Source organism: Streptomyces tamarix (genome assembly GCF_032423885.1).
Classification (GTDB): Bacteria; Actinomycetota; Actinomycetes; order Streptomycetales; family Streptomycetaceae; genus Streptomyces; species Streptomyces tamarix.
Window position 1 is genome coordinate 37345 of sequence record NZ_JAWCTQ010000050.1, and the last position, 16761, is coordinate 54105.

Annotated in this window: 17 protein-coding genes; 9 read left to right on the forward strand and 8 right to left on the reverse strand. The window is 72.1% G+C overall.

Annotated features, from left to right (window positions below):
* Window positions 1-273 precede the first annotated feature (273 nt).
* The gene (locus RND61_RS28110) at window positions 274-645 is read left to right on the forward strand and encodes a hypothetical protein (RefSeq protein WP_315880939.1); all 372 of its coding nucleotides are present in this window, start codon (window positions 274-276) and stop codon (window positions 643-645) included.
* Between the two features lie 114 nt (window positions 646-759).
* Here RND61_RS28110 and RND61_RS28115 read toward each other — a convergent pair whose 3' ends face one another.
* Entirely contained in the window at window positions 760-1167 is a 408-nt protein-coding gene (locus RND61_RS28115; protein ID WP_315880940.1) for a hypothetical protein, read from the reverse strand.
* A gap of 156 nt (window positions 1168-1323) precedes the next feature.
* Window positions 1324-1668 (reverse strand): alpha/beta fold hydrolase, encoded by a 345-nt coding sequence (locus RND61_RS28120; RefSeq protein ID WP_315880941.1) that lies wholly within the window; start codon window positions 1666-1668, stop codon window positions 1324-1326.
* 200 nt (window positions 1669-1868) lie between these two features.
* Here RND61_RS28120 and RND61_RS28125 point away from each other — a divergent pair, with 200 nt between their 5' ends.
* Together RND61_RS28125 and RND61_RS28130 are read left to right on the forward strand one after the other, a co-directional pair.
* Complete coding sequence (locus RND61_RS28125) at window positions 1869-2387, forward strand: CGNR zinc finger domain-containing protein (RefSeq protein WP_315880942.1); 519 nt, start codon at window positions 1869-1871, stop codon at window positions 2385-2387.
* A gap of 327 nt (window positions 2388-2714) precedes the next feature.
* Complete coding sequence (locus tag RND61_RS28130; protein WP_315880943.1) at window positions 2715-2993, forward strand: hypothetical protein; 279 nt, start codon at window positions 2715-2717, stop codon at window positions 2991-2993.
* Window positions 2994-3572: 579 nt separating this feature from the next.
* Here RND61_RS28130 and RND61_RS28135 read toward each other — a convergent pair.
* Entirely contained in the window at window positions 3573-4355 is a 783-nt protein-coding gene (locus tag RND61_RS28135) for a class II aldolase/adducin family protein (protein ID WP_315880944.1), read from the reverse strand.
* Between the two features lie 80 nt (window positions 4356-4435).
* A complete protein-coding gene (locus tag RND61_RS28140; protein ID WP_315880945.1) occupies window positions 4436-5413 on the reverse strand; it encodes a phenylacetaldoxime dehydratase family protein in 978 nt (325 codons plus the stop codon).
* Window positions 5414-5705: 292 nt separating this feature from the next.
* Between RND61_RS28140 and RND61_RS28145 the strand changes: the two genes are divergently transcribed.
* Together RND61_RS28145 and RND61_RS28150 are read left to right on the forward strand one after the other, a co-directional pair.
* On the forward strand, window positions 5706-6917 hold the full coding sequence (locus tag RND61_RS28145) for an ATP-grasp domain-containing protein (protein WP_315880946.1): 1212 nt from the start codon (window positions 5706-5708) through the stop codon (window positions 6915-6917).
* A gap of 13 nt (window positions 6918-6930) precedes the next feature.
* Window positions 6931-8379, forward strand: coding sequence for an FAD/NAD(P)-binding protein (locus RND61_RS28150; protein WP_315880947.1), 1449 nt, complete (start codon window positions 6931-6933; stop codon window positions 8377-8379).
* A 205-nt stretch (window positions 8380-8584) separates the two neighbouring features.
* On the opposite strand, the gene RND61_RS28155 is transcribed toward RND61_RS28150, so the two are convergent.
* The 3 genes from RND61_RS28155 to RND61_RS28165 form a co-directional block, all read right to left on the reverse strand.
* The gene (locus RND61_RS28155; protein WP_315880948.1) at window positions 8585-9244 is read right to left on the reverse strand and encodes a maltokinase N-terminal cap-like domain-containing protein; all 660 of its coding nucleotides are present in this window, start codon (window positions 9242-9244) and stop codon (window positions 8585-8587) included.
* 116 nt (window positions 9245-9360) lie between these two features.
* Window positions 9361-11004, reverse strand: a complete 1644-nt coding sequence (abc-f, locus tag RND61_RS28160; RefSeq protein ID WP_315880949.1) for a ribosomal protection-like ABC-F family protein — start codon at window positions 11002-11004, stop codon at window positions 9361-9363.
* Between the two features lie 222 nt (window positions 11005-11226).
* Window positions 11227-11688 carry a cupin domain-containing protein gene (locus RND61_RS28165; protein WP_315880950.1) on the reverse strand — a complete coding sequence of 154 codons (462 nt, stop codon included), beginning with the start codon at window positions 11686-11688 and terminating at the stop codon, window positions 11227-11229.
* 780 nt (window positions 11689-12468) lie between these two features.
* Here RND61_RS28165 and RND61_RS28170 point away from each other — a divergent pair.
* The 4 genes from RND61_RS28170 to RND61_RS28185 all read left to right on the forward strand — a co-directional run bounded on the left by RND61_RS28170 (window position 12469) and on the right by RND61_RS28185 (window position 15533).
* Window positions 12469-12783, forward strand: coding sequence for a hypothetical protein (locus RND61_RS28170; RefSeq protein WP_315880951.1), 315 nt, complete (start codon window positions 12469-12471; stop codon window positions 12781-12783).
* A gap of 375 nt (window positions 12784-13158) precedes the next feature.
* Window positions 13159-13962, forward strand: coding sequence for a pectate lyase (locus RND61_RS28175; RefSeq protein WP_315880952.1), 804 nt, complete (start codon window positions 13159-13161; stop codon window positions 13960-13962).
* A 249-nt stretch (window positions 13963-14211) separates the two neighbouring features.
* Window positions 14212-14346, forward strand: coding sequence for a hypothetical protein (locus RND61_RS28180; protein WP_315880953.1), 135 nt, complete (start codon window positions 14212-14214; stop codon window positions 14344-14346).
* Window positions 14343-15533: a phospholipase D-like domain-containing protein gene (locus tag RND61_RS28185; RefSeq protein WP_315880954.1), complete on the forward strand. Its 1191-nt coding sequence runs from the start codon at window positions 14343-14345 to the stop codon at window positions 15531-15533. The genes RND61_RS28180 and RND61_RS28185 overlap by 4 nt, the downstream gene beginning before the upstream one ends.
* A gap of 20 nt (window positions 15534-15553) precedes the next feature.
* Here the strand turns inward: RND61_RS28185 and RND61_RS28190 are convergent, their stop codons facing one another.
* A complete protein-coding gene (locus RND61_RS28190; protein ID WP_315880955.1) occupies window positions 15554-16405 on the reverse strand; it encodes an RNA polymerase sigma factor SigF in 852 nt (283 codons plus the stop codon).
* Between the last annotated feature and the right edge of the window lie 356 nt (window positions 16406-16761).

Genomic DNA, 16761 nt, shown 5'->3' on the forward strand with positions numbered 1-16761 from the left:
GGAGCGGCGCGGGAAGGGAGGTGCCGCCGCAGCATACGAGGAGAGCGAGTGGGCCGTGCGCCCGTGTCCCCGTGGCAGCGACCGTGTTCCCCGTGGCAACGGTCCGTCCGGCCACCGGCCCCGCCACCCGGGGCGCGGCCCCGTCCGGCCGCCGTCGTGCCCCGCGCCGTTCGCCGTCCGGCCGCCGAGGCACCGGAAGCGGGCCGCCGGCTCTCGACGGCCGCCGCCTCCGCCGCCCCGTATGAGCGAGGACGCGGCGGGTAGGCGGGGAACATGCCGGATTCAGCCGAGAACGTGGTGGCCGTGGTGGTCGAGGAAGCGATGAGCGTACGCGAAGAGTTGGGCGGCACGGTGACGGAGGCCGTCGAGGGAGCCCGGGGCGGGTTGTCGGCCATCGCCGCAGGAGGCGCGTGCGGTCTGCTCGCGGCGCTGACCGCGCACGCGGCCCTCCAGGAGCGGCTGGCCCGGGCGTGGTCGCCGGAGGTCGCCGCGGGGGCGCTGACCCTGGCGTACGCCACCGGCGCCTCGGCGCTCTTCCGGTACGGCCGGGTCAGGTTGCGCCGGGCGCGGGAGGCGTCCCGCGAGGCCCTGGAGGTGTCCCGCGAGGCGGTGGCGCGCACGGCGGAGGAGTTGGCGCGCGGCTGAGCCGTACCCCGGGCGACGGGCCGGGGCGCGGCGGCGGGCCCCGCACACACGAACGCCTCCCCGGTCGAACCGGTGGAGGCGTCCGCGTGTGCGCGCCGGGTGGCGTGCGGGGGGTCAGCGCACCCAGACGTCGATGACCGGGGAGACGGCCCGCCTGCCGCTGTCGACCAGGCGCAGCTTGTTGTGGCCCTTCATGCCGAGCACGACGCGCATGTTGTACATCGACCGGGAGTTGGTGTTCATCGACGCGGGGAGGGTGGCCCAGCCGCCGCCGCGCACCTTCTGCTGGAGGGTGACCCGGCTGCCGGGCGGCACGTTCCTCGCGACACCGCGGACCCGGAACTGCTGCCAGGCGCGCACGTTCTTCGCGGATGCCTGGGCCGAGAAGGCCGTGGCGGCCGAGGCGGCCGGTTGGTGCCGTGCGGGGGACGGCGAGGCGACGGCCATCGCCGCGCCGACCGAACCGGCCACCACGGCCGCCACGGCGATTCCGGCACCCCGGGTACGTACGGACTGACGCATGCTCTGTCTCCCAGGTGAGGAAGGGGGAAGGACTCACCGGAAACGTAAGCACATGAGGAGATAACCGGATTGTTCGACACGAAGTAAGGAGATCGGTGTACCCCGTCCAGCCGCGTGGCTACCGCCCCCGGCGGGCGGTTCGTGCGTGACGCGGCGTCATGTCGGCCGGGAGGGGCCTCGCGTACGGGCGGGCCAGGCCCAGGACCGGTCGAGGAAGCCGGCGACGAGCGGGGCGATCTCCGGGAGGTGGCCCTCCAGGGCGAAGTGGCCGGCGGGGAGGAGGTGCGGTTCGGGGTCGGGTACGTCGCGCAGGTAGGCGCGGGCGCCGGACCCGGTGAAGAACGGGTCGCCGGTGCCCCGGGTGATCAGCGTCGGCGGGCGGTGCTCCCGCAGCCACGCCTGCCGGTCCGGGTGGGCGGCGAGGTTGCTCTTGTCGTCGTAGGCGAGCGCCAGTTGGGCCTGCTTGCAGCCGGGCCGGTCCAGGACTGGTCCAGCAGCCACCCTTCCGGGGCGACCGGCGCGGGATCGGCGGTGCCTCCCTCGTACTGGGCGCGCGTGGCGGCCGGGGTGAACAGGTCGAGGACCGCGGCTTCGGCGCCGGGGGCCTGGGGCGTGAGCGCGGTGAACTCGCGGGCCGCTTCGGACAGGCCCTCCCGATAGGCGTTGCCGTTTCGCACGACGAGGCCGGCGACTCGCTCGGGGTGGCGAAGGGCGAGGCGGAAGCCGTCCGGGGCGCCGAAGTCGAAGACGTACACCGCGTACCGGGACAGGCCGAGCCGCTCGGTGAAGCCCTCGACGACGCCGGCCAACCGCTCGAAGGAGTACGCGAAGCCGTCCAGGACCACACCGAGGCGGCCGTACGCGCCCTGCTGCGCGGGGCCGAGCCCTCCGCGGCGGCCCTGCGCGGGCTCACCGGTGCCCCGCGCGCCGCGCCCGCCGCCCGGGAACTCGCCTGGGACGGCGCCGCGGTCACCGCCGCGTCCCGACGTTTTGGCCCGCTCGGCGTGCGTCTCGCCGCCCAACTGGCCGAGGCCGCCGCCGACCTGCTCACCGACCCCATGATCGGCCGGCTCAAGGAGCGCGAGGCCGACGACTGCGTGATGCTCTTCCTGCCCGCGCACCCCCACCGCCGCTGGTGCTCCGCCGGATGCTGCGGCAACCGTGCCCGCGTCGCCCACTACTACCGGCGCCACGGAAAGCCCGCCGACGGCGAGGGGTGACCGGGGGAGGGGCGTGGCGCCGCGCCCGGTACGGCACGCCGTGACGGCGTCCGGAAGGGCGGTCTCCCGTGGGCCGCGAGGCGTTGCCCGCGGGCGTGTGCGGAGGGGCGGGGTACGGGGCGGCGCCACCTGCTTGGAGCAATGCCTTCCCGGGCGGCGCTTCGTTTACCGCTTGAGAGTGTGCGCGAATCCGGCGCTTCGCGGACAGGGGCGTCCGTGGCGATGGGCTGTTCCGCACACCCGCGCGGGCGGGTGATCGGCCGTGCACCCCTTTTTATCTATTTGTCGACGCGCCGACATGAAATGACCTCGGAAGGCAAGAGAACCATGAAGCTCAAGAACGCCCTCGCCTGCACGTTCGCCGCTCTGGCCGTCGTCGGTGGTGGCACCGGGACCGCGCAGGCGGCCGACGACGACACGTCGAAGATCGACAACAGCACGCAGGTCCTCAGCTGCAGCGTCGTCGAGATCTTCGACCAGCCGAACCTCGCGGCCGCCGACGGGTACATCGACTGTTCCGAGACCGTCGAGGAGAAGGCCGAGTCGGCGCACGTGGTGGGCACGGTGGGCGAGGTGCTCCTCCCCCGTCACCACGAGGACCGTTGATCGCACCTGTGGACGACGCGCGTGGCACGGATCGGCTCGGGGCGTTCCCCCCTGCCGTGCCCGGCACCCCGGAGTGGTCGCGGGCGCGGCCGTGGAGCGCGTGCCGGGGCCGTGGCGCGTCGGGCGCACGCCCGGGAAGACGCCCCGGAACCGACCGCCGAGGAGGGACCGGACGCGGACCGGCCGCTCAGGGCCGGCCTCGGTCGCGGGGATGCCGGCGGGCCTGACGTCCGTCGCCGAATCCGTAAGCGCCCGCCCACGGGCCGTCACCGGCCGGCCGGGCCTCTCCGACGCGCGCCTCCACCCCGTGGCCGGGCGGCCTGACATGCCACTGAGACGGGGAGGCGCCCGGCCGCCGGGGCGTGGCTCGACCGGCAGGCCCGCGGTGACCCGGCCCGGAGGGGAGAACCGCCGGCCCCGACCCAGCAAGGGTCGGGCCCGCTGGACCACGCGCGGGAAGACGACCCTGAACGCTTTCGACGCCACCTTCGGCGGTCGGCTCTCCGCGGTCCGCCAGTACCTCTCGACCCCTGTCGCGCCGTTCGTTCGACAGGCCCGTTCTTGCCGGTCTTGAGGGTGTCACTCGTCGAGCAGCTCGGGGTGTTCGTGGGTGATCTCCTCCCACAGGAGCTCGAAGCTGAAGCGGGCGAGCTCGGGGGCACCGAAGCCTTCGGCCGCGGCGAGGGCCTGTTCGTGGGTGAAGGGTTGGGGGGTTCCGGCTGCCGATGCGAGGAGCTGGACGCGGGCGCAGGTCTCGTAGGTGAAGAACCAGTGCACGGCCTCTTCGATCGATGCGCCGACGGTGACGAGGCCGTGGTGCTTGAGGAGGAGGACCCGGCGGTCGCCGAGCTTGTGGGCCATGTCGCGGCCCTGGGCCAGGGTGACGGAAGGGCCCTCGTAGTCCTCGTAGAGGACCTGCTGCTGGTAGAAGGCGGCTGATTCCTGATCCAGGGGAATCAGGAGTTGGTTGAGGGAGCCCAACGCGCGGGAGTGCACGGTGTGGCCGTGGGCGGCGGCGGTGACGTCGGGGCGCCGTTTGTGGATGGGCGAGTGGACGACGAAGGCGCTGGTGTTGAGCCGGTGGTGGCCCTCCACCACGGTCCCGGTGCCATCGACGCAGATCAGGTCGGCGACGCGGAGGCGGTTGAAGGAGAGACCGAAGGGATTCACCCAGAAGTGATCAGGGTGTTCGGGATCACGCGCGGAGAGGTGGCCGGAGATGCCTTCCCCGTACCCGTACTTGCCGAAGAGGCGCAGGGCCGCGGTCAGGCGCTGTTTGCGGTGGCGGCGTTCGTCGGCGGGCGAGGCGAAGACGGGTGGGTCGGGGATGGGCAGGCCGGTGTCGGATTCATGGTCTGTCACGAGTGGGGTCCTTTCGCTGAACGGGGTGGGGCAGGTGCTGGACGAGGACCCGGGAGGCGAAGCGGCGGACCTTGGACGTCTCATTCGTGGGGGGAGAGGCCGAGTGGCAGCAACCCGGTGGTCGGATGGCATCCGACATAGCGGGCCCGTACGGAACCCGGCGGCAGCACGCTCACCTCGTGCCACAGAGCGATGTCCAGGGGGCTCTGTTCCTCCTGGAGCATGGAGAAGAACGACCGGTATATCCGCAGGTGTGTTTCGTGGTGATGGGTCCACGACAGAAGATGATCGAGCGAGACGAACCAGGCCACGGTGCACGCTCGGTCCAGCGGGTGTCCATCCATATCCTGCTCGGATATTTCCCGCGTGCATATGCAACCGGTTTCCGGGTGCTCGCCGAGGTAGGTGACGCCTTTCTTCATGACCGGCTGGACTTTTTGCAGGAAGCGTTCGCGGAAAACGCTGCTCCCTGACCAGTCCTGGGCGGTGCGGATGAGGCAGATTCCCCCTTCCACGACCACATCCACGGTGCTGTCGTGGACCCCGAGCGCGGCACCACGGGTCGGCGGTACCGAGGCTTTCCGCATGCGGTCGCGCGCGGACCCCCAGTAGTCGTGCAGTTCGGTCGATTCCTGATCGAGGATTTCCGCCAGGCCACTAGTGGGATACTGCTCCTGCTGGTGGGTGTGCAGGGTTTCGGTGGATTCAACGGGTATCAGTGCCTCTTCCCACCACCAGCCTGCTCCCTGGACCGGAGACGAGTGTTTCCCCTCGGCGACCCACGAGCGATGACGGGCCGGCTCGAGCCAGTAGGCGAACCACATGGTGTTCGTCAGTCCCGAGGAATCCGTGAACGATCCCCGATTGACGACATCCGGCCGGTTGGCGGACTGAAACCTCTCACGCATTTCAGCCGCCGCCCTCTCGTGTATCGCACCAGAGGCGGACTGAACACCGTACTGACCCATCACGTAGCCCGTGCACCCCGACGGGAAGACCCCGGTGAACGCGGGAAAGCGAGGAGTGTGCTGGGGAGGGGCAGAGGAATTCTTCGTCATGGCCACATCCTTGGTGCGAGACTTCGTCGGGGCTTTGACCAGGAGTGGGAGGGGCCGAGGGTCTGGAACAGGACCCCGATCCATTGTAGCGTGTTTTCACGATTCGGCATTTTCTGGACCGGTGCCGGTTGTATTGATCTGCTCCGATCGCGTCTTACCGGGCGCGGGAATAGTCTGAGTGCGGTCGAGACGTGCCCGTCGGCCCGGACTTCGACTCGTGATGCGGGCGGCCGGTCCGGGCGGCCGGTCCAAGCGGAGATCGATAGGCGGAGGTGCGCTGATGATTGCCCTCGTGAACCCTGTCTCGAGCGGGGTTTTCCTGTCGGCGGCCCTCCGGGAGCGCGGCGAGGAGTGTGCGCTCGTCTACGACGGGCACTTCGCCGCGGAAGCCGGGAGCGGCGGTCCCGGCCGGCGTGTGGTCCACCGGGACGTGCACAGCACCGCCCGCCTGCTGCGCGACCTGCGGGTCCGGCACGTCGTTCCCGGAAGCGAGGCCGGCGTCGACCTCGCCCACCGCCTCGCCGAGCACCTGGACCTTCCGCGCAACGACGACGCGACGGCCTCGGCACGGCGTGACAAGGCGCAGATGGTGAAGGCCCTGGGCGACGCCGGCCTCCAGGTGCCCCGGCAGGCCCTCGTCACCACCCGGGAAGACCTGGCTCGCGCCCTCGATCACGTGGGACTGCCGGCTGTCGTCAAGCCCCCCGCCAGTTCCGGGAGCGACGGGTGCAGGATCTGCCGTACGGAACGGGAGGCCGTCGAGCACTTCACGGCGGTCCACGGTCGCTCCAACCTGATCGGCAAGGTCAACGAGGCAGTGCTCGTACAGGAGTACCTTCCCGGTACCCAGTACGTCGTCGCCACGGTGAGCATGGACGGACAGCACCATCTCCACGAACTGTCGCGCAGCCGCATCGACGAACGCGGCGGTACCCCGACGCGGCGCCACACGATCAGTTGCCACCGTCTCGGGTCCGAGGAACGCCGCCTGGTCGCCTACGTGTGCGCGTGCCTGGACGCCCTCGGGATCCGGCGCGGCGCGGCCAACACGGACGTGCGCCTCACGGAGGCCGGGCCCCGGATCATCGAGGTGAACGCCCGGATCCTCGGGCCGACCCTTCACCCGGATCCCTACTTCATAGCCTTCGGATCGAGTCAGCAGCACCTCCTGGTCGAGAGCCTGCTGGCTCCCGCCGACTTCCGACGGCGCCTGCGTCTGGGGTACGCCCCGCCGAACGTGATGGGGAAGGCGTTCCTGCGCAGCTTCGGTTCGGGTGTCCTGCGCGGCATCCCGGGGCTGGAGGCCGTCCGCCGCCTGCCGGGTTTTCACAGCGTCACGTCCCTGCCCGAGGTCGGGAGCACGGTCGAGGACCACGCTCTCACCACGGGAACCACGGGCATCGTGTACTTCGTCCACGAGGACGAGCCCGTGGTCGAGAAGTCCCTCGCCGTTCTGGTGGGGATGGAGGACGCGGGCACGCTTTTCGACATCGCCGCGGTGTGACCCGGAGGCACCGGTGGTGCTCCGCGACGTCGCCGTGGTGGGAGCCGGTGCGACCGGTACGGCAGCGGTGGTCAACCTGGTCCGGTCCGGCGTCGCCCAGCGCATCGACGTCTTCGAACCGGGCGCGATCGGCCACGGGGACGCCTTCTCCTCGACGGACCCGGCGCTCCTGTGCAACACCTCGGCCGACAGCATGTCGCTGGACGCCGGGCGTCCCGGTGACTTCGTCGACTATCTGCACGGACTCGGCATGCCCGTCGCGCCGCAGGACTGCGTTCCGCGGTACCTGTTCGCGCAGTACTGCCGGGACCGGTACCTGGGCCTGCGCTCGGAAGCCTCGACACGCGGGGTACGGCTCCGTCACCACCGGGACAAGGTGGCCTCCGTCGCGGGCGCGGGGCCGGGCTACGCCCTCCTCACCGAGGGCGGGGCCGAATGGCCGGCCGACGCCGTGATGCTCTGCATGGGAGTGGACGCCTGGACCCCGCCGGTCGTCCGGCCGTTTTGGTGCCACCCGGGGGTGGTGCCGGCCTCGGCCCTGGGCTCGACGAGCACCTTGCCCCGCGACGCACGTGTCCTGGTCCTGGGAAGCCGACTGTCCGCGGTCGACGCGGTGATCCTGCTCGGCCGTTCCGGCTGCCGTGTCCAGGTGGCTTCGCCGTCGGGCACCCTGCCCTCCGTGAGGACCCGGATGTACCCCTCGGACAGGGGATCGCTCACCGCCCTGGCGGGACACCCCTGGGTGGGGACGACGGACGCGGCGCAGGCCGACCGGTTCGTCGCCGGCCTGGTCCGTGGCCTGGCCGGTCACGGCCGTCCCCACCTGCGCGACCAACTGTCCCTGGCGGACGACCCGGTGGAACGCCTGCGCGCGGAGATCGCCATCGCGGAGGAAGGACACAACTTCTGGCAGGAGCTGACCGTCGAATTCATCGCGCTGACCAATGAGTGGCTGCTCCGGCAACCGCCGGCGGCGTGGCAGGACTTCTGGGAAATCGTGGAAGGCGTCCTCGACCGCTACATCTCGGCCATGCCGGTGGACAACGCGAAGAAGCTCCTGTCACTGGCGGACGCCGGACGCCTCGAGGTGCGCGGGCGCCGGCCGGCCGAGCTGTTCCGGACGGGCGGCCGGTGGGCCATGACGTGGCAGGACGGCTCGTGTGATCGCTTCGACGCCGTCGTCTACGCCACCGGTTACCGTCCGCCCGCCCTGCGGTGTGCGGGCGGCAGGCTCCTCCTGGGAGAACGCCGGCGGGGAGCGCCGCCCGCGGTGTCGGCCGATCTGCGCGTGGACCTCGGGCGGGACGCGGACGAGCGCGTGTTCGCGGTGGGACAGTGCTCCGCGACCCGGGTGCCGCTCGTGCACGGGGTGGTCGCCGTCGTCCCCCAGATCTCCCACGTCATGCGCCAGTTGCGGGCGCTCCCGGCAGGGGGCCGCCGCGGCGTCAGCGACGACGGGTGAGCCGACGGCGGGGCCCTGGCCCAGGGCCGGGTGGTCGCTCGGGCACGGACTTCGCTCCGTGCCCCACATCCCGGCACACACATTCCGGACAACTGGCCCATACGCGAACGAGGAAGGGCGAACCGAGAGTGGCCGGGCCCGCGCCCGCCGCGCGTCATCCGACGACACCCCCGGACCGGCGTCCCACCGGCCGGAACGGAACCGCCTAGCCCTGGGGGTTGGTGTGGAGCACGGCGAACAGGCCCCGGACCCGGGTGCCGTCCGGCAGGTGCCAGGGGCCGGCGACGTGGCCGATCGCGGCCCGCGACAGGACGGGCGGGCCGTCCGGGGCGGGGCTCAGGACCCGGTGCAGGCGGAGGGTCATGCCGCGCGCGACGTCCAGCGTGGTGCCCTCCCGGTCGTCGTCGGCGGTGACGCGGTTCGCGAGGAGGGGGCCGTCACCCGTGTAGGAGCGGGTGACCTCGGGGTCGGGCGTGTCACTGGTGTCCTGGTCCTGTGCCTGGACGCGGGCCTCGACGAGGGCGAGCAGCTGGGCGACCAGCACCGGGTCGTGGCAGCCGTCGTAGACCCAGCGCCGCCCCAGCACCCCGTGCTCCAGCGTGCCGACGAGGGCGTGCTCCGCCCCGTCGAGCGGGGCACCGCGATACGTGAGAGGCAGCAGGTACGCGACCGGCCGGGCCCCGGACGTGTCGGTGGCCACGATGAACTCGATCCCGACCTCACCCTGCGGGTCGTCCAGCCGGAAGCCGCCGGCCTTCACCAGCTCCGGTTTCCCCGCGCCGCCGTACCACGGCCGGGTGGGCAGCCAGGAGGTGAGCAGTTCGAGCTTGGTCGGCTTGAGGGCGGTGTGGTGGATGACGGCCATGTCGGAGTCCCTTCCCTTTGAGCGGATACGAGCCCTCACATCCTCCCTCCGCGCGGCACCGATCACACGGAACGCCCGCCGCCACCGGGAGCGGCGGGCGCGGTGCCCCGGGGCGGTCAGGCGGCCGTCCGGCCCGCCCGCAGCTCCAGGCGGTCGCCGGTGAAGCCGCTGCGGAACCGGCGGTCGTGCGAGACGGCCACCACGGCGCCCTCGTACCGCGCCAGTGCCTCTTCGAGGTCCTCGACGAGGCCCGGCGCGACATGGTTGGTGGGCTCGTCCAGGACCAGCAGGTCCACCGGGCGGGCCACCAGTCGGGCCAGTTCCAGCCGTCGCTGCTGGCCGGCCGAGAGGGAGGCGACCGGCACGTCGAGGTCGTCCTCGCGGAACAGCCCGAGTGCCAGCAGCTCGTCGGCGTACTCCTCCGCGGGCCCGGGGCGGCCCGCCGCGTACGCCGCCAGCAGGGGCTCGCGCGACGGTGCGGCGGGCAGTTCCTGCGGCAGGTAACCGACCGCGGCGGTGCCGCGCACCGTACCGGTGTCCGGGCGCAGGTCACCGGCGAGCACCCGCAGGAGCGTCGTCTTGCCGGCGCCGTTGGGACCGGACACCAGCAGGCGCTGGCCGGCCTCGACCCGCAACCCCGGCAGACGCAACCGGTTCCCCACGACGACGTCCGTGAGCTCGGCGACGACGCCGCCCGTCGTCCCGCCCGGCGTTCCAGTCGGCGTTCCGGTCGCGAGACGCGCCGTGAACCGCAGCGGTTCGGGCGGTGCCGGCACCGGGGCCCGGCGCAACTGCTCCAGCCGTACGCGGGCGGCGCGCACCTGCCCGGACAACTTCGCCTCGGAGGAGCGGCGGTGCTTGCCGAAGCCCTGCCGAGGGTCCTTGCCCGTGACGGCGAGCCGCTGCCCGGCGGCCTCGACCAGCGCCTCCGTACGGGCCAGCTCGTCCCGCCACTCCTCGTACTCCCGCACCCGGCGGCGGTGGGCGGCGGCCTTCGCGGCGCGGTACCCGTTCCAGCCGTCGCCGTCGCCGTGGCGGTGGACGGCGCGCGAGTCCCGGTCGACCTCCAGGAGCGCCGTCGCGACCTCCTCCAGGAAGACCCTGTCGTGGGTCACCGCCAGCACGGTTCCGCGGTGGGCGCGCAGTCGCTCCTGCAACCACCGCACGGCGTCGAGGTCCAGGTGGTTGGTCGGCTCGTCCAGCAGGAGCAGCTCGGCCCCCGAGGCGAGGGCGCAGGCCAGCGCCAGGCGGGACCGCTCGCCGCCCGACAGGGACCCGAGCGTCCGGTCCCGCGCGAGCCGGTCCGCGCCGAGCCCGTGCAGCGAGGCGTCCACGCGGGCGTCCGCCTCGTACCCGCCGCGCTCCTCGTAGGCGGCCAGCAGGTCGCCGTACGCGTCGAGCTGTCCGGGTGTCGCGTCGGCGAGGGCGGCCTCGGCCCGCCGGATCCGCCGCTCCAGGGCGCGGAGGTCGGCGAGGGAGGCGTCGACGGCGTCCTGCACGGTGCGGGACGGCGCGAGCGCGAGGGTCTGGGAGAGGTGGCCGACGCCACCGGCGAAATCGACCGTGATGTCACCGGTGTCGGGCCGTTCGATGCCGGCGAGGAGCCGCAGCAGTGTCGACTTCCCGGATCCGTTCTCCCCGATGACGCCGATCCGCTCGCCGGGACGGACGGAGAAGGAGACCTGGTCGAGGACGGTCCGTACGCCGTACGTCTTGGAGACGTCCTTGACGGACAGCTGAGAGGGGGCGCGGTCGCGCATGGTTCTTTCCCTGAGTGGAGGCGTGGGCGCAGGCCGGGGTTCACGGACCTGGGGGAGGGGACGGCGGTGCCGACGCGCCGGCCTGCGGGCCGGTGGTCACCGCGTGTCCGCGCCCGGAATCAGAGAAAGAAGTAGAACGAACCCACGGGCCCGAGTGTACGGGGCGCGGCCCGCCGGGGGCGAAGGAGTTTCCGGGGCGGCGGCGCGGTCGGCGGGCGCGGCTCAGGGCAGGAACGGGGCGAGGTCCGCACGCAGCGCGGGCAGGTGGGCGAAGTCCTCGCGCACGGCGAACCGGTGGTCGGCGTGGTCGAACCCGGGGGTGACGACCTCCGCCACCAGGGCGTGGGCGGCCCCGCCGACGAGCCGGGAGCCCTTCCACACCCGGCCGGGGACGGCGAGGAAGTGCCGGTCGCCGGCCCGCAGGGTGACCCGTTCGAGGACGCCGTCCGGGGTGAGGGTCACGTACTCGACGGGTCCCCCGTCGAGGAGGAAGTGGAGGATGTCGCTGCGGTTGCGGTGCAGGCGTCCGCGCGGTTCGTCGCGCGTGAGCAGGTAGTGGATGGAGGTCGCCGTCGGACGCGGCCCCCCGGCCGTGCGCGTGGTGTGGGGGCTGGTGTAGATCCGCCGGAAGAACCCGCCCTCGGGGTGCGCTTCCAGGCCCAGTCGGCGTCTCCAGTCCGGCACCGTCGCCTCGCTCTCCTCGGGTGCGGGCCACCCTACGCAACTCCGGCCGGGGAGCCCCGTTGCCGCCCGCGCCCGGTGGGTCGTCCGCCGCCCCGCCCCCGCCGGGGGCGTCGTACGCGGTTCGGCCGGTGGGGTGCTTCGTCCGGGGGCTCGGGGGAGGGAGGCCGCGTACGGACGGCCGGGCCTCGCGGGGCGCCCCACGCCGGCTGACCGGGTGACCTGCGGTGCGGCGGTGCGAGGCGTGACCGCCGACGGGGTGCGGGGGTGGCGCGGGGCGGGCCGGTGTCGGCACGACCACACGTCCGGAGGGACTCCGAGGGGGCGGGGGCGGGGCCCGTTCCGCGGGGGCAAGGCGCCCGCACCCCTGTGGGTCCCCCGTCGGGCGGGGCGGGGCAGCCGCCGGTCCGGGCACGGGACCGGGCCGGAAGGACCGGGCCGAAAAGGCGTTCCCGTGGGCGCGGAGGTGAGGGTGACGGGCTTCACACCGTTCCCGGAACACCGGGAGGTGGTTCACCGTTCATCTACGTGTGGGTACGGAGGGGACTGTGTCCCCGGGCCTCATCCCTCGCCCATGGGGAAGATCGTTCGGCTGAAGCCCCATGGAGCTCTTCGCCGAGAGGCGACCGCCCTTCGTACCCGCCTCCGTGCCGCCCCGGCTGGTTTCCCCCCGACCAGCCGGGGCTTCTTCGTGCTCCCGCCCGGCCGCGGGCCCGCCGGCCCGTCGCCGGGCGGGCCGCCGTACGGGTCGCATAACCCGCTCTTCCTGGGTAGCCGCACGACATGGCAACACGACAGAAGCACTACGCGGTCGCCGCCTCCGGACAGTGGACCGAGAACGAGGAGGGGCGCCGGCGCAGGCTGCCCGCAGGGGAGGTCCACGCGTGGGAACCCGGCCGGAACGAAACCGTGTGCGGACTCTCGCTCAGCCGCTCGCTGCTGACCCGTTTCCCCCACGTGCCCTGGATCGACACGATGCCCGAGTCCGGGGGCGCGGCCGACCGGGTCCAGCGCCTGTGCCACCGGTGCGCCGCGGTCGCCGGACGCCGGGGCGCGGACGCGCGTCCCCGGTGGCAGCGCACCAACCCCCGGCCCTGACCACCCGCGACGGCCGCTTGCGAGATGTCTTGCGCGAAGCGTTGACTAGAAAGCGCTTGCCCTCTACCTTCCGTTCAAGAATGTGATTCACCCCCACACCGTAGGGCAACGGGAGTGAGGTGAAAGTACGGGAATGACCCACTGGGACGGCGTCATCCCGTACGGCCTGTTCCGCATGGTGAACGGCGTTCAGGGAGAGGAGCGTGTCTCCTTGTGTACCGGACGGTCTGCGTCGTGGCGGGTGCGGTGTACCGCGCCGCGGCGGCTCGCCACCCCGTCAGGGGCCGGTGCGCTCGGTACCGCGTGCTCGACCCGCCACTGGAGCCCGTTCTCCGTACCCGGAAGTCCTCTTGAACACGAAGAAGGAGCCGCACTGTGAGTTCCGTGACACGACCGCGCCACCGCCGGCGCGCGGTGGGCAGCGCCTTGGCCACACTGGCCCTCTCGGTTGGCATGCTCATGACCGGCGGGGCGTCGCCGGCCAGTGCCGCCACCTGGCCCACCCCCAACGGCAGCGAGCCCGTCGCCTCCACCATCTCGATCTCCGGTACCAAGGACTACGGGATGAAGCGCCTCTACGGCACGGGCGACCTGGGCTCCGGGAGCCAGGACGAGGACCAGGGGCCGATCCTGCAGCTCGCCGCCGGTGCCGTGCTGAAGAACGTCATCATCGGCTCTCCCGCCGCGGACGGCATCCACTGCCTGGGCAGCTGCACGCTGCAGAACGTCTGGTGGGAGGACGTCGGCGAGGACGCGGCGACGTTCCGCGGCACCTCCTCGTCGAGCGTCTACACCGTCACCGGGGGAGGCGCGAAGTCGGCCAGCGACAAGGTGTTCCAGTTCAACGGCGCCGGAACGCTCAACGTGTCGAACTTCGCGGTCAAGGACTTCGGCACCTTCATCCGCTCCTGCGGCAACTGCAAGACGCAGTACAAGCGGACGATCAACCTCAACACCATCGAGGTGGGTTGGAAGGGCAGCAGGATCGTCGGCATCAACACGAACTACGGCGATTCGGCGACGCTGAGGAACATCACCATCGTCGGCGACACCGACCGGAAGATCGTCCCGTGCCAGAAGTACATCGGCAACAACACCGGTGCGGAGCCGAAGACGAACGGCAGCGGCCCCGACGGGACCTACTGCAAGTACACGGCGGCCGACATCACCTACAGGTGACCGCCCGGCGGTAGGGAGCCGCACCGCGCACCGCCGTGCGAGGCGCCGCGCGACGCCTCGCACGGCCGGGCCGGGGCAGCCGTGTTCGGAACCGTCCCCGCAGGGTCGCCCTGCGGGGACGGTTCGTTCCGGGCGGTGCCACCGGCGGTGACGCCGGCACCGGGGCCGGACCGCCTCCGTACGGGGACTAGGCTTCCGACGTCGGCCCGCCGCCCACCGGCGGGTGCCGCCCAGAGAGGTACAGAACCGATGTCCGAGCACTTTGGCGCCCGGCACGCCGCCTGCGTGTCCACGCCCGAGGCCGCCGCGCCCGCCGGTGTCGCGTCCGCCCGCGACGCGATCGGCGGTCCACTCGCCGCCCGCACCCCGGGGGACGTCATATGACCCCCCTCTCCGACGTCGCCACCGCCGACAGCGAGGAGCGCAAGCAGCGGCTCAGGCGACGGCTGGAGCGGTTGATCGGCGTGGCCGCCACCGAGGGGAACGAACTCGTGGCGCTGCGCAACGGCGACGAGATCTTCCCCGCGATGCTGAAGGCCATCCGCACCGCCCGGCACACCGTCGACATGATGACGTTCGTGTACTGGCGGGGGGAGATCGCCAGGGAATTCGCCGCGGCACTCGCCGAACGCGCCCGCGCCGGGATCCGGGTGCGGCTGCTGCTCGACGGCTTCGGCGCCAGGCTGATAGAGACGGACCTGCTCGACGACATGGAGGCGGCCGGCGTGCAGGTCGCCTGGTTCCGCAAACCGGTGTGGCTCTCGCCGTTCAAGCAGAACCACCGCTGCCACCGGAAGGCGCTCGTCGTCGACGAGCACACCGCCTACACGGGCGGCGTCGGCATCGCCGAGGAATGGTGCGGCGACGCCCGCAACCCCGGCGAGTGGCGCGACACGCACGTGCAGGTCCGCGGGCCGGCCGTGGACGGCATCGCCGCGGCGTTCGCCCAGAACTGGGCCGAGTGCCACGACGACCTGTACGACGAGCGCGACCGCTTCACCGAGCACGCCCAGTACGGCACGTCGGTCGTCCAGGTCGTCCGCGGGTCGGCGAGCATCGGCTGGCAGGACATGCAGACCCTCATCCGGGTCATGCTCACCTCGGCCGAGGAGCGCTTCCGCCTGGCCACCGCCTACTTCGCGCCGGACCAGTACTTCATCGACCTGCTCCGCGCCACCGCGCGCCGGGGCGTACGGGTGGAGATCCTGCTGCCCGGCCCGTACACCGACCAGCGCGCCTGCCGGCTCGCCGGCCAGGCCCACTACACCGATCTGCTGGAAGCCGGCGTGGAGATCCTGCAGTACCAGCCGACGATGATGCACGCCAAGGTCATCACCGTGGACCGGGTGGCGTCGCTGATCGGCTCGACGAACTTCAACCGCCGCTCCATGGACCACGACGAGGAGGTCATGCTCGCCGTGCTCGACGAGGAGTTCACCGCCACCCTCGACGACCACTTCGACGAGGACCTCACCCGCAGCGTGGCCGTCGACCTCTCCCGCTGGAAGCGACGCGCCGCCTTCCAGCGGCTGCGGGAGGCGGCGGTCACTCCGATTCGGAGGTTCTTGTAGCGGGCCCGTGGCCCGCGCGGTCAGCGCGTGGTCAGCATGCCCTCGCGCAGGCGCTTGAGGGTGCGGGACAGCAGGCGTGACACGTGCATCTGCGAGCAGCCGAGCTGTTCGCCGATCTGAGCCTGGGTGAGTTCCTCCACGAACCGCAGGTGGAGGATCCGCCGGTCGCGCTCGTCGAGTTGGGCGATCAGCGGGGCGAGGGACTGGAAGTCCTCCACCAGCTCCATGGCGGGGTCCTCGGTGCCGATGAAGTCGGCCAGCGCGGTCTCGCCGCTCTCGTCACCGCTGATGGCGGCGTCCAGGGAGGAGGAGTTGTAGCCGTTCGACGCGAGCCGGGCCTCGATGACCTCCTCCTCGGACAGGTTCATCAGCTCGGCGAGCTCCTTGACGGTGGGCGTGCGTCCCAGCCGGGTGCGCAGCTCCTCGGTGGCCCGCGCGAGCTCGACGCGCGCTTCCTGCAGGCGGCGCGGCACGTGCACGGCCCACGAGGTGTCGCGGAAGAACCGCTTGATCTCGCCGACGATGTACGGCACGGCGAACGTGGTGAACTCCACCTCGCGGGAGAGCTCGAACCGGTCGATCGCCTTGATGAGGCCGATCATCCCCACCTGGACGATGTCGTCCATCTCGTCGCTGCGGCTGCGGAACCGGCCCGCCGCGTACCGGACGAGGGACATGTTCATCTCGATGAGCGTGTTGCGCGCGTACTGGTACTCGCGCGTGCCCTCCTCCAGGACCGCGAGCTGTTCGAGGAACAGCTTCGTCAGCGCCCGGGCGTCCTTCGGCGGGACGTTCCGGGGGTCCGCCACCTCCGGCAGCGTGGCGATACCGCTGATGGCCCTCGTGCTCGTGTCGGTCGTCGCCACCGTCATCGTCCCCTCCTCAGTACACGGATTCTTCTCGGCCCTGCATGGGCCGACGTGGCGCGCCTACCCACAAGTCCCTCCCTCATGCTCTTCAATGTTTTTCGAAAAGGTGAGCGGGTGCGTGAGGCGGGTGCCCCCGGTCTCCCTCACGGGTCCGCGCCGCCGGAGTCCCGAGAAACCGGTGGGCAAAGCGCCATGAATCCTCCTTTACTTCTTCGTGTTGCTCAGGCGCCGGAGAGGAGGAGGGCCCCCAGGACGAGAGCGGCGCCGTCCGTCGCTTCCCGCCGTGGTCGGTGGGCGCGGTTCCGGCGGACCCTGCCGGGGCGGGCCCCCCCCCCCCCCCCCCCCCCCACCCGGCCGCC